This is a genomic window from Citricoccus sp. I39-566, from assembly GCF_031432995.1.
Classification (GTDB): domain Bacteria; phylum Actinomycetota; class Actinomycetes; order Actinomycetales; family Micrococcaceae; genus Citricoccus; species Citricoccus nitrophenolicus_A.
Genome location: NZ_CP133842.1, coordinates 820,800 through 833,290, shown reverse-complemented (window position 1 = coordinate 833,290; position 12,491 = coordinate 820,800). Strand labels below are relative to the sequence as shown.

The 12,491-nt window shown below is 70.9% G+C and carries 10 protein-coding genes; 5 read left to right on the top strand and 5 right to left on the bottom strand.

Annotation, left to right across the window (positions count from 1 at the left end; translation table 11 throughout):
• Window positions 1-54 precede the first annotated feature (54 nt).
• From RE421_RS03940 to RE421_RS03930, 3 genes are all read left to right on the top strand, one after another.
• Window positions 55-825 (top strand): IclR family transcriptional regulator, encoded by a 771-nt coding sequence (locus RE421_RS03940; protein WP_309814646.1) that lies wholly within the window; start codon window positions 55-57, stop codon window positions 823-825.
• Window positions 826-1,117: 292 nt separating this feature from the next.
• Entirely contained in the window at window positions 1,118-3,631 is a 2,514-nt protein-coding gene (locus tag RE421_RS03935) for an S-layer homology domain-containing protein (RefSeq protein ID WP_309814643.1), read from the top strand.
• Window positions 3,632-3,717: 86 nt separating this feature from the next.
• Entirely contained in the window at window positions 3,718-4,908 is a 1,191-nt protein-coding gene (locus RE421_RS03930) for an MFS transporter (protein ID WP_309814638.1), read from the top strand.
• A gap of 76 nt (window positions 4,909-4,984) precedes the next feature.
• Here the strand turns inward: RE421_RS03930 and RE421_RS03925 are convergent, their stop codons facing one another.
• The 5 genes from RE421_RS03925 to RE421_RS03905 form a co-directional block, all read right to left on the bottom strand.
• Complete coding sequence (locus RE421_RS03925) at window positions 4,985-5,911, bottom strand: 3-hydroxyacyl-CoA dehydrogenase NAD-binding domain-containing protein (RefSeq protein ID WP_309814635.1); 927 nt, start codon at window positions 5,909-5,911, stop codon at window positions 4,985-4,987.
• A 111-nt stretch (window positions 5,912-6,022) separates the two neighbouring features.
• Window positions 6,023-7,705: an MDR family MFS transporter gene (locus RE421_RS03920; protein ID WP_309814632.1), complete on the bottom strand. Its 1,683-nt coding sequence runs from the start codon at window positions 7,703-7,705 to the stop codon at window positions 6,023-6,025.
• Entirely contained in the window at window positions 7,702-8,322 is a 621-nt protein-coding gene (locus RE421_RS03915) for a helix-turn-helix domain-containing protein (protein ID WP_309814628.1), read from the bottom strand. Before RE421_RS03915 ends, RE421_RS03920 begins: the two co-directional genes overlap by 4 nt.
• Window positions 8,323-8,437: 115 nt before the next feature.
• Window positions 8,438-8,893: a thioredoxin gene (gene trxA / locus RE421_RS03910; RefSeq protein WP_309814626.1), complete on the bottom strand. Its 456-nt coding sequence runs from the start codon at window positions 8,891-8,893 to the stop codon at window positions 8,438-8,440.
• 60 nt (window positions 8,894-8,953) lie between these two features.
• Window positions 8,954-9,433 (bottom strand): MarR family transcriptional regulator, encoded by a 480-nt coding sequence (locus RE421_RS03905; protein ID WP_309814622.1) that lies wholly within the window; start codon window positions 9,431-9,433, stop codon window positions 8,954-8,956.
• Between the two features lie 76 nt (window positions 9,434-9,509).
• Here RE421_RS03905 and RE421_RS03900 point away from each other — a divergent pair, with 76 nt between their 5' ends.
• A complete protein-coding gene (locus RE421_RS03900) occupies window positions 9,510-11,375 on the top strand; it encodes an ABC transporter ATP-binding protein (RefSeq protein WP_309814619.1) in 1,866 nt (621 codons plus the stop codon).
• Between the two features lie 140 nt (window positions 11,376-11,515).
• Entirely contained in the window at window positions 11,516-12,469 is a 954-nt protein-coding gene (locus RE421_RS03895) for a cation transporter (RefSeq protein WP_309814616.1), read from the top strand.
• The last annotated feature ends 22 nt before the right edge of the window (window positions 12,470-12,491 follow it).

Sequence of the window (12,491 nt, the reverse complement as noted above, 5' to 3'; positions counted from 1 at the left end):
TATGAGTCATGTCACACTGGGAGCACGCTCCGTCTCCACATGAAAGGGATCCTCGTGGCCAGAACCTCCGCCGGCCGGTCCTCCCTCTCCCGGGCCGTGGACCTGCTGGATGCCTTCGACTCCAGCTCCGTGTACCTCACGGCCACCGAGCTGGCGGCCCGCGCCGGCAGCCCCGTCTCCACCACGCACCGGCTACTCGGAGAGCTCACCGCGCTCGGCCTGGTCGAGCGCTCACCAGACCGGACCTACCGGATCGGGGCCCGGATCTGGGAGTGGTCCGCCCGCTCCCCCGGGGCTGCCGGGTTGCGGGCCGCGGCATTGCCCCACCTGCAGAAGGTCCACCATGCCGTGCGCCAGCACGCCCAGATCGGGATCCTCGTGGGCCAGGACGTCCTGTTCATCGAGCGGCTCACGGCTCCGGATGCGGTGGTGAACTACTCCGTGATCGGCCAGCGCCTGCCCGCACTGGCCTCCTCCTCGGGGCTGGTCCAGCTGGCCTGGCTTCCGGAGGCGGAGCAGGAGGCGGCCATCGCCGGCGGCGTCCGCCACTACACGCCGCTGACCGTGACCGAGCCGGACCGGATCCGTCACCGGCTCGCCGAGATCCGCCGGGCCGGTTACGTGGCCAACGACGGCTTCATCCACACCGCCGCCCGGGGCATCGCCGTCCCGCTCCGGGGCCACCAGGACGACGTGCTCGGGGCGCTCTCGGTCATCGTCCCCAACGACGCCGCCCCCGTCCGCCCCTACGTGTCCCTGTTGCAGAACGCCGCCGCGACGATCGCGCGCGACTACGCGGCGCTCACCCGCGGCCGCCTAGCCTGACCTGCCCGAGGCCCGACGCCAGCCCCCAGCGCCGCCCCCAGCGCCGCGTCCGGCCGGGCACTCGGGTGCCCGGCCGGCGTCGTGCTCCTGCCTGTCACGGTGCCTGTCCCGGCCTTTCCGGTGTTCCGGCGATGTCCCCCGTTCTTGGTGTGGAGTTCACCCAACGCTCCCCTGCGCGTTGACGGCGGCCGATGGACTGGCGGGGTCACGGTGGGGGAAACCCCACGCCCCTCATCACTCGCGCCTGACTCTCGCACGGTCAGGCACCCGAGGCCTGAAATCGGAGCCCCACATGCAGCGCAAGCTTCCAGCGGCCGCCCTGGCCGGACTCATGACCATCGGCTTCCTGGCCACGCCGGCCACCGCCACCAACACCGAAGAGCCCTCCGCCGCCCCGGCCGCGGCCGAGTGCACCGCGGAGCACTTCGCGGACAACCAGCACGGCTCGCAGTTCTTCGACGACGTCCGCTGGATGCAGTGCTCCGGCATCACCACCGGCTACGCGGACAACACCTACCGCAAGGGCACGGATATCGACCGCGGCGAGTCCATGGCCTTCGTGTACCGCTACCTCAAGCCGGAGTACACCCCGGGCGAGGCCACCTTCCCGGATGTCCCGGAGGGCAAGACCCACTTCGAGGCCATCGAGTGGGGCGCCGCCGAGGAGATCACCACCGGTTACGAGGACGGCACCTTCCAGCCCAACCGCTCCGTCACCCGCGCCGAGTTCGCCTCCTTCCTGTACCGCGCCGTCGACCCGGAGAGCACCGGCGAGGTCACCTTCGAGGACGTCGCCGAGTCCAGCGCGCACCTGGAGGCCATCACCTGGCTGGCCTCCGAGGGCATCTCCACCGGCTACAAGGACGGCACCTTCAAGCCCCACGACAACATCACCCGTGGCGAGGTCGCCGCCCTGATGAGCCGCATGGACGGGGTCCTCACCGAGGACGAGCCCGGGGAACCGGAGGTCCCGGAGGTTCCCGAGCCGGAGGTCCCCGAGCCGGAGATGCCGGCCGGCGAGCCCGTGCTGCTGACCGACCCGTTCCTGCAGGACCCGCAGGCCGGCCAGACCAACGTCGCGTGGTTCACCGAGCTCGAGGGCCAGCGCCACTACGTGGTCACCGGGGACGTCTACGGCCTGACCGCCGAGGACCTGGCCCCCGCCGTGAAGCAGGCCGAGGCCTCCACGAACGGCGTGTTCCAGTCCGAGGCGCAGAACGTCCAGTTCACCGTGACCCTGGCGGACTCGATGCGGATGTCCCGCACCGCCGAGGACGCCGACTCCGTGCTCTCGGATGCCCCGGCGGAGGAGGATGGGATCGTCTCGCGTGACATCTTCCGCCACGAGGCCACCGTGACCGGCCTCGAGGACGCCGGCGAGGTGGACTACCGCGTGGTGTCCGTCTTCGAGGGCACCCCCGTGCTCTCGGACACCTTCGCCCTCGAGGACGCCAAGACCGCGGACGAGGACGCCAACATCCTGCTGACCTCGGACCACCAGGCCAAGAACAACACCCCGGCCAACCTGGAGTGGGCCGACACCGTCATCGGTGACATCGACGCGGTGTTCATGGCCGGCGACCTGGCCAACGTGCCGGACCGCGCCTCCGAGTGGTTCGACTCCGAGAACGGCCTGGCCTTCTTCCGCGGCCTGCAGGGCAACGCCGGCTTCGAGGCCCCGAACGGCGAGACCTACAACGGTGGCGAGATCCTGCAGTACGCCCCGATCTACACCGCCATCGGCAACCACGAGGTCCAGGGCCGGATCGACGGCATGGACTCCCTGGACGCCTCCTTCAACGCCCCGGTGCCGCGCGAGGTGGCCGAGGCCGAATACGAGAAGGTGGCCGACGAGGTCAACCCCGAGGGCCACACGGAGGTCAAGGAGCAGTGGATCGAGGACAACTCCTTCTCCACCACCACCTACGAGGAGCTCTTCACCCTGCCCGAGTCCGAGGCCGGCGGCGAGCGGTACTACGCCGCCACCGTGGGCAACACCCGCCTGATCTCGCTGTACTCGACCCGCATCTGGCGTTCGGACCTCAACAACGAGGACCCGGCCGCCCGCCAGGCGAACACCCGCTACCAGGAGGCTCAGGCGAACCTGGACGACCCGATGGCCCAGGGCCACGGCTCCTTCCCCTTCGAGAGCCTGGCCGTGGACTCGGACCAGTACCGCTGGCTGCAGGAGGAGCTGGAGTCCGAGGAGACCACCGGCGCCGAGAACGTGGTGGTCATGATGCACGAGGGCCCGCAGGGCCTGGGTGACAACGTGGCCCCGCACTTCTCCGAGCCCACCAGGATCGAGGAGAAGGACGCCGAGGGCAACGTCACCGGCATCCGCTACGAGTACGAGGCGGCGGACAACAAGCTCCTCACCGACCTCACCCCGCTGATCGACGCCGAGGGCACCGCCGTGGACCTGGTCCTCAACGGCCACTCCCACCTGTGGAACCGCTTCGAGTCCGAGCACGGCGTGAACTACCTGGAGACCTCCAACGTGGGCAACTCCTACGGCGCCTACCACGAGCTCTCCGGCGACTCACGGCCGTTGCCGGGCGCGCCCTGGGACGCCGAGAACTACGTGGCGCAGGGCAGCCCGGGCGGCCTGGAGCCGATCGTGCCGTCCGAGCGCCCGTTCGCGTCCCTGGTGGACCCGGACCAGGACGCCCCGTACGTGGCGTCCAACGACTACAGCGTCTTCACCAACCTGGACACCCAGGCCGGCTCGGTGACGTCGTTCATCCTGGACACCAAGGACCCGGACGCGCAGCCGGAGGTCCTGGACGTGTTCATGCTGGACTGATCCGTCCCGCCTGCCCCACCGGCGGCCGTCACCTTCGCTGCGAAGGTGACGGCCGCCGTCGTGGATCTGGCGTAGCTTGGCCTGTTGTGGACTCCCCCGTAAACCTCCGGATGCACGACGCCGGCCCCGGCCCCTCCCGCGCGCCGTTCGCCATCGCGCTGGCCTCCTTCACCTCGAGCTTCGACCGTTTCGCCGTCAGCCCGCTGCTGGTGTTCCTGGCCGAGGACCTCGGCGCGACCCTGGCCCAGGCGGTGGCCGTGGCCGGGGTGTACTTCCTCGCCTACGGCTTCACGCAGCCCGTGTGGGGCATGCTCTCCGATCGTCACGGCCGGCTGCGGGTCATGCGCCTGGCCCTGCTGGGCGCCGGGCTGGCCGGGGTGGGGTCCGCGCTGGCCCCGGGGCTGGGGGCCCTCATCCTGTGGCGGGGGCTGACCGGCGCGTTCTTCGGCGGCATCATCCCCACCTCCATCACCTTCATCGGGGACACCGTCCCGAACCACCACCGCCAGTCCGCGCTGGCGGACAACATGGCCGCCGTGGCCGTGGGGACCGCGCTCGCCACGGCCACGGCCGGCGTGGTGGGCGGCGCCCTGGGCTGGCGGGTGATGTTCGCGCTGCCCGTGCTCCTGGCCGCAGGCTGCCTGCTGGCGCTGCGCTCGGTGGCGGAGCCAGAGCGGCCCGCCGCCCAGGGCCTGTGGCGCTCCCTGGCCCGGACGGTCTCCAACGGGTGGATGCTCGCGATCATCGCCCTGGCATTCGTGGAGGGCGCCGTGGTGCTGGGACTACTCACCCTGCTGGCCCCCGCCCTGCAGGACCAGGGGCTGGACGCGGCCACGGCGGGACTGTCCGTGGCCGCCTACGGTGCCGCCACGCTGGTGGCGAGCCGGCTCGTGAGGCCGCTGGCGCGGCGCTGGCCCGCCCACCGGCTCATCGCCCTGGGCGGGCTGGGCATGGTGGCCGGGTATGCCGCCGTCGCGCTCCATGTCTCGATCGGCACCGTGGTGTTCGCCGCCGCGGGCCTGGGTTGGACGTGGGCGCTGATGCACACCGCCCTGCAGTCCTGGGCCACCGTGGTGCTGCCGCAGCTGCGCGGCACGGCCGTGTCCCTCTTCGCCGCCGCGCTGTTCGCCGGCAGTTCGGTGGGTGCCCTGCTGGCCGGCCCCCTGGCCGACGCCGGCCGCTGGACCCTGCTGTTCGGCGTCACCGCCGTGGTGGCCGGGGTGGTGGCAGTGTTGTCCTTCGCGGCCCGGCGCGCCTACCACCGCCGCCGCCCCTGACCCCCAGCAGCAACTGGAGGTCGAATCCGGCCCGGTTTCGGCGGTTACTGGCGGGTAAATGGGCCGGATCTGACCGCTAGTTCGGCGGGGCGTTGCGCCGTTCGAGGATGTCCGCCTGGATCCGGTCCCGGCGCTCGGCGGACTCCGCCGAGCCGCGGGGCCCGTACGCCTCCTCGACCTGCCGGCGCACGGGTTCCAGGCCCTCGGCCGAGAGGTCCGGATCGTGGAGGTCGATCGCGGCGAAGGAGGGGCCGATGTGGTCCATGAAGCCGCGGAATCCGGCCGTTCCGCCACCGAGGTGCATCCCCTCGAAGGGCCCGACGGCGGCCCAGCGCAGTCCCAGCGAGTTCGTCACCAGGGAGTCCAGGTCGGCGGCGCTGACCACCCCGGTCTGCACCAGGTGCACCGCCTCGCGGAGCACGGCGTTCTGCAGGCGGTTGCCCACGAAGCCCGCCACCTCGCGGTGCAGGAGCACGGGTTCCCGACCCACGGACCGGTAGAACGCGAGGGCACGTTCGGTCGATTCCGGCGAGGTCCGATCGCCCGGCACCACCTCCACGAGCGGCATCAGGTGCGGCGGGTTGAAGGGGTGGCCGATCAGCAGCCGGGCCGCCACCTGATCCGGGAGTCCCTCGGCCATCCGGCTCGCAGGCAGGGTCGAGGAGGAGGACAGGATCAGAGCGTGCCCGGGCTCCGCCGCGGCCAGGTCAGTCAGGAGCCGGCGCTTGATCTCCAGCTTCTCGGGTGTGCTCTCCTGGATTGCGCCGGCACCTCGGACGGCGTCCGCCACGGACTCGGCGCGCGTGATGTGGGAGGCCAGGTCCGGGTGCTCGGCGGCGAAGGCCGCCACCACGGTGGCCAGGTCCGGGCGGGGGTCGAAGATCCGGACGGGGTGGCCGTGGGAGGCGAACAGCCGGGCCCAGGACAGTCCGATGGTCCCCGCGCCGATGACGGCCACCACGGTGTGCGCAGGCAGGGGCAGGTGCTCGGATGCGCTGGTCATGGCGCCGATGCTACCCACCACAGAGAACTGGCGGTCGAATCCGGCCCGATTCACACGGTTACCCGTGAGTAATTGGGCCGGATTCGACCGCCAGTTGCGGGGGGCAGGGGGTCAGCGGGCTCGCGCCGCTGACTGCGCAGCCTCGGAGGTCTCGGCTGCCTTGGTGGACTCGCTGTGCACCGTCATCCGGCGCGGCTGCTCGGAGACGATCGAGAGGCTGCCCGTGGCGAACGGCTCGGTCTCCACCGAGCGCTCGATCCGGGTGGCCAGCGGCTTCTCGTAGACGAACGTCAGCAGCACGGCCGCGATCAGGCCGAGCGGGGCGATCCACAGGAAGATCGGGGTCAGCGCGTCCGAGTAGGCGGTGATCACCAGGTCGTGCAGCGGCTCGGGTAGCCCGGACACGACCGCGGGGGTCAGGGACTCCGCGCTGCCCATCTGTCCCGCGCCCGAGGCCGGCAGGCGCTCGGTCATCAGGTTGACCAGCCGCGAGGCGAACAGGCTGCCGACCAACGAGGAGCCGAGGGTGGCGCCGATCTGGCGGAAGTAGTTGTTCGAGGCGGTGGCGGTGCCGACCATGGTGACCGGGAAGGTGTTCTGCACGATCAGCACGAGGTTCTGCATGGACAGGCCCAGGCCTACGCCGAGCAGTGCCAGGTAGGTGCAGGCCACCCACAGCGGCTGGTGCGGGTCCATCAGGGAGAGCAGGACCATGGAACCGGCGATGAACAGGGCCCCGACCACCGGGTACCACTTGTACCGGCCGGACTTGGAGACCAGCGCCCCGGAGGTGGTGGAGGTGATGAGCATGGCGCCCATCATGGGGATCATGGCCAGCCCGGCCACGGAGGCGTCCAGGCCGAAGGACATCTGCAGGTAGGTCGGCATGTAGCCCAGTGCCCCGAACATGGCCACGCCGATGAACAGCCCGGCGATGGTGGTGAGCACGAAGTTGCGCTCCTTGAACAGGGTCATCGGGATCAGCGGCTCGGCCGTGCGCCGCTCCACCAGCACGAAGGCCACGGCCGTCACCACGAACAGGGCGATCAGGCTCAGGATGATCGGGTCGGTCCAGGCGTAGGTTCCGCCGCCCCAGGTGGTCACGAGGACCATCGAGGTGGTCGCCGCGGCGATCAGGGCCATGCCGGCCCAGTCCAGGGTCGGCCGCCCGTGATGATGGCGGGGCAGCTTGAGGAAGAAGATCGCGGCCAGCAGGGCCAGCACCCCGATGGGCAGGTTGATCCAGAACGCCCAGCGCCAGCCGGGGCCGTCCGTGAACCAGCCGCCGAGCAGCGGGCCCACCACGGAGGACAGGGCGAAGACGCCACCCATGATCCCCATGTACTTGCCGCGCTCCCGCGCCGGGACCACATCCGCGATCGAGGCCTGGGCCAGGATCATCAGGCCGCCGCCGCCGAGCCCCTGGATGACGCGGGCCACGATTAGCGTGCCCATGTCCGCGGAGAGCCCGCCGACCACGGAACCGGCCATGAAGACGGAGATGGCGAAGATCAGCAGTGGCTTGCGGCCGATCTGGTCACCGAGCTTGCCGTAGATCGGCATGGCGATGGTGGTAGCCAGGATGAAGGCCGTGATGACCCAGACCATGCTGGACACGCCGTTGAGCTCGCCGACGATGGTGGGCAGCGCCGTGGCGAAGACCGTCTGGTTCAGCGAGGCCAGCAGCATGGCCAGCATGAGGCCGATGAACAGGGGGACGAGCGTCCCCTTCGGGATGGTGGAGGCGGGGGCGGACGCGGACCCCTGGTGTGCGTCCTGGGAGGAGGTGGTCATGAAAGCTTCCTGTAGAGGTCCTGGTAGAGGTCGAGGGCGGTGGTCAACGAGTCGGTCTCCAGCCGGGCGCCCGGCATGCCGCCGCTGACGAGGAGATAGCGCAGGGGTACCCCGGCGGCCATGGTGAGCATGCGGGCGGCGCTCTCGACGCTGTGCCCGTTGAGCCCCGCCGACCACTCGGGGTGGTCGGCCATGGCGGTGGCGATGGCCTGGTAGACGAGGTCCTCGCCCTCGATCATCATTTCGCGGCGGCGCAGCAGCAGATGCGGGAACTTCTCGAACAGCCGGGAGCGGCGGTCGGCGTCTCCCTCGGCATAGGTGCTGCGGCCCACCATCAGCAGCAGCTCGGTGGTCCGCTCGATGAGGCCGTCGGTGGCCAGGAATCCCTCGGGGAGTTCCGGGACCGTGGGGGTGCGCACGCCGAGGATCGCGTCTTCCTTGGTGGGGAAGTAGTTGAAGAAGGTCCGCTGGGAGATGCCGGCCTCGCTGGCGATGGCCTCCACGGTGACGTGCTTCGTGTCGTCGTCGAGGGCGAGTTCGGCCGCGGCATCGTGGATGGCGTGCCAGGTCTCGGTCTTTTTGCGCTCGCGAAGGGAGGTGGAATCCGTGGGGGGCATGCCAATATTATTGCACTACTGCACTTATTGCGCAACTGCAAAATTGCAGTGCTGCACCTCACCCGGGCGCAGGCGCGCCCCCTACAGCCCCGAACGCACCGGCAGGAGGACGGGATTACCGCCCGTGCAGGGCGTTGAGCTGGTCGGCGGCGGACTCGACCGCCTCGTCCACCGAGGGCTCCTCGGCCTGGCCGCCGCGCGCGGACTCCCGGTCGGCCTGCTCCTGCGCCAGGCGGCGGACCTCGGCGATGTCCAGGCCCTTGACCTGCTGCAGCAGGTCCTCCAACGCGGACCCGGGAAGGGCGCCTGCCTGGGAGAACACCAGCACCCCGCCGCGGAAGGCCATCAACGTGGGGATCGAGGTGATGCCGGCCATCGCGGCCAACTGCTGCTCGGCCTCAGTGTCCACCTTGGCGAACACCACGTCCTCATGCTTCGCCGAGGCCTCCTCGAACACGGGGGCGAACTGGCGGCACGGCCCGCACCAGGCGGCCCAGAAGTCCACGAGGACGGTGTCGTTCTCGGCAACAGTGGTGCCGAAGCTGTCTACGGTGAGGTCTACGGTGGCCATGGGGCTCCTCCAGGAAAAGATCGGGCGTCTCCTGTTCTCAACCCGAACCGCCCCGCCCCCCTATTCCTGCCCCCGCACCAGCTCACCCAGCAACCGTGCCAGCTCCGCCCGGTCCCGCTGGGACAGGACGGCGAAGTAGTCCCCGGCCTCCCGCCGTCGTGCCTCACGCACCTCGTCCCGGAGCGCCAGGCCGACCGGCGTCAGGCTGATGCGGGTGGCCCGGCGGTCCGCTGGATCGGGGCGGCGCTCCACCAGGCCCTTGGCCTGAAGCTGGTCGATGACCTCGGTGGCGGAGCGGGGCGCGATCCGCAGTCGCTCGGCGATGTCCTTGAGCCGCAACCCCTCCTCGGCGGTCCGCTCGTGCTCGTGATGCGAAGGACCATGCCCGCCGCCGCCCACGGTCCCGAGCGCGCGGAACTGGTACGGCGTGAGTTCGAACGGCGCGAGCTGGTGGCTCCACCGGTGGCGGAGCCGGCGGAACGCGGCGTGCATGAGGTCGCCGAGGTCGGGGGTCTCGGCCGGGGGGCCAGCGGCAGTCATGCCCCCATCCTACGCGGAGATTGACTGGCAGCCTCTTAGTGAGGTAGCCTCCCTATATCTCCTGAAGGGAGGACCCATGAGCAACCCCGTTCCCCACACCCCGTCCGGTGGACCGCCCGGCGGCCGCGGCCCCGCCCGCAAGAATCCGGCCGACCAGGCCCAGCTGCAGCGGCACCCCGTCTCCCTGCGCCGCATCGCGGCCCTCTTCGCCCCGCACCGGGGGACCATCGCCGCCGTCGTGCTGCTGATCTCCGTCTCCTCCGTGGTCAACCTGGCCCAGCCGTTCCTGGTCCGCGGCGTGATCGACGACGCCCTGCCCCACCAGGACCTGCCGCTGTTGGCCTGGCTCACCGGCGCGATGGTCGCCGTCGCCGCCATCACCGCCGCGATCGGCGTGGTGCAGACGTGGATGGCCACGAAGATGGGTCAGCGCGTCATGCACACCCTGCGCGTGCAGCTGTTCACCCATCTGCAGTCCCAGCCCCTGGCGTTCTTCACCAGGACCCGTGGCGGTGAGGTCCAGTCCCGGCTGATGAACGACATCGCGGGCATGCAGTCCGTGGTCACCTCCACCGCCACCGGCGTCGCCACGAACCTGACCACCACGGTGGCCACCGCCGTGGCCATGGTGGCCCTCTCCCCGCAGCTCTCCCTCATCTCCCTCGTGGTGCTGCCGCCGGCCATCTGGCTCTCGCGCCGCGTGGCCCTGATCCGCCGCGCCGTCACCGACGAACGCCAGCAGACCCTGGCCGGACTGCACACCCAGGTGGAGGAGGGCCTCTCCGTCTCGGGGGTGCGCCTGGCCAAGACGCTGGGCACCACGCCACGGGACGCGGCCCGCTTCACCACGCGCTCCGGCGCCCTCATCGACCTGGAGATGCGCTCCCAGCTGGCCGGCCGCTGGCGGATGGCCACCATGCAGGTGGTCTTCGCCGCCATCCCCGCCGTGATCTACCTGGCCGCCGGCTTCCCCGCCACCTCCGGCGGCATGACCATCGGCACCCTCGTGGCGTTCACCGCCCTGCAGGGCACCGTGTTCCGCCCCGTGATGGGGCTGCTGAACATCGGCGTCCAGTGGGTCACCGCCCTGGCCTTCTTCTCCCGCATCTTCGAGTACCTGGACCTGGACCCGGCCCTCAAGCCCCCGGCCGTCCCCGCGGCGATCGACCCGGCGCGGGTGCGCGGCGAGGTCCGCTTCGAGGACGTCACGTTCTCCTACGAGATGGACCACACCCTGCACGACGGCGGCCCGGCCGGCCGGGTGCTCGACGGCATCGACCTGGTGGTCCCGGCCGGGACCACCACCGCGGTGGTCGGGCCCACCGGCTCCGGCAAGTCCACCCTGGCCTCCCTGCTGCCCCGGCTCTACGACGCCACGGCCGGCAGCGTCACCATCGATGGCGTGGACGTGCGTGACATCGCGACCCAGGACCTCGCGGCGATCGTCGGGGTGGTCTCGCAGGAGACCTACCTGATCCACGCCTCCATCCGGGACAACCTCCTGCTGGCGGACCCGGACGCCGGCGACGCCCGCCTGTGGGAGGTCCTCGACGCCGCGTCCCTGGCCGGCACCGTCGCCGCCCTGCCGGACGGGCTCGGCACCCTCGTCGGCGCCCGCGGCCACCGCTTCTCCGGCGGCGAGCAGCAGCGGCTGGCCATCGCCCGCACCATCCTGCGGGACCCCCCGGTGCTGGTGCTGGACGAGGCCACGTCCGCCCTGGACAACACCACGGAGGCCCGCGTGCAGGCCGCCCTGGACCGTCTCTCCGCAGGCCGCACCACCCTGATGATCGCCCACCGGCTGTCCACCGTCACCGCGGCGGACCAGGTCCTGGTGCTCGACGGCGGCCGGATCGTCGAGCACGGCGCTCCGGCCGAGCTGCTGGCCGGGTCCGGGCCCTTCGCGGCCCTCGCGGCCCGAGGTCTCCCCCAACCGGCTTAGGCGCAAAGTGACCTGACCCCCACCGTTGTGACGCGCCCAGGTCACTTCGCGCCCGACCAACCGTCCCTTCGCGTACGGAATCTCCCCGGTTCCGCGCACCAGTCGTGTGAGGACGGGATCAGGCGGAGCAGGATAGGGGCATGAGACTTCCGCGGGAACAGCAGCAGGCCCTGCGGAAGGCGGTGCGACTGGAGTGGCTCAGCCTCGGGTTCACCGCCGTCACCCTGACCCTGGTGGCGTTCGTGCTGGGCGGCTCCCAGTCCATGAAGACCGCCTGGATCGAAGACATGCTCTCCACGGTCCCGCAGATCGCGTTCCTCGTCTCGCTGCTCATCATCCGGCGGTCCCGGATCCGTCCGGCGCGTCCCTACGGGGTACACCGCGCCTCCGGGGTCGGGCATCTGGTGTCCTCGGTGGCCCTGACCGTCGTGGGCGCCTCCCTGGCCTACGAGGCGGTCAGCGGCCTGGCCACGGCGGAGCATCCCGCCGTGGGCACGGTGTACCTGTTCGGCCAGACCATCTGGCTGGGCTGGTTCATGATGGGCGTGATGGCGGCGATCGCCGTCCCGCCGGTGCTGCTCGGCCGGGCCAAGCTCAAACTGGCCCCCGTCCTCAATGACAAGCTGCTGTACTCCGACGCCAAGATGAACAAGGCCGATTGGCAGACCAACGTGGCCTCCATGATCGGCGTGGCCGGCATCGGACTGGGACTCTGGTGGGTCGACTTCGTGGCCGCCCTCATCATCTCGGTGGACATCACCAAGGACGGGGTCCAGAACCTGAGGGCCGCCACGCTGGACCTGGTGGACCGGCGGGCCACCACCCATGACAACGTGGACCCGATCCCGGCCATCGCCGCCGTCACCGAGGCCGTCGAGACCCTGCCCTGGATCCGCGAGGCGGCGTGCCGAGTGCGGGACCTCGGCCGGATGCTCCACGTGGAGGTCTTCGTGGTCCCCCGCGGCGGCACCCTCAGCGTGGAGCAGGCCGAGGAGATCGCGGACACCTGCCGATCCGTGGAGTGGACCGTGGAGGACGTCGTGGTGATGCCGGTGCCCCGGATCCCCGGGTATCTCACCTCGGTGGAGGGCTGAGGGCCACGGCGGAACCCGGGGC